Raw genomic sequence first — 304 nt, 5'->3', positions numbered from 1 at the left:
GTACATTCGAATCTACGATGTGGACGCACTTTGGACACTGCAACCGCTGACTAATGGCAATACCTACATCACCTACACCGCGTATGCGAACGCAGGGGGCATCTTGCCAAATTGGTTGATGAACAAGTTATCGATAGGCAGTGCACTGAGCACGTTTAAGGGGCTAAAAGAACAGTTACCAAAGTACCAAGGCCAACAGCACCCTAACCTGCCAAATGAGTCTCGCTAACGATACAAGTCGATAAGTAAATGGAGGCATTAAGGTTAAAGATTAAGGTCTTCTAGCGAGGTCGCGAGCTAAGAT

At 46.7% G+C, this 304-nt stretch carries 1 pseudogene; it reads left to right on the top strand.

Annotation, left to right across the window (positions count from 1 at the left end):
• Window positions 1–229: pseudogene (locus AB4486_RS26265) on the top strand (hypothetical protein); the annotation flags it as partial.
• Window positions 230–304: the final 75 nt, after the last annotated feature.

The sequence above is a fragment of the Vibrio sp. 10N.222.55.C6 genome, assembly GCF_041473395.1.
Taxonomy (GTDB): domain Bacteria; phylum Pseudomonadota; class Gammaproteobacteria; order Enterobacterales; family Vibrionaceae; genus Vibrio; species Vibrio crassostreae_C.
The sequence above is the reverse complement of the archived record's forward strand: the minus strand, read 5'-3'. Positions and strand labels throughout refer to the sequence as shown.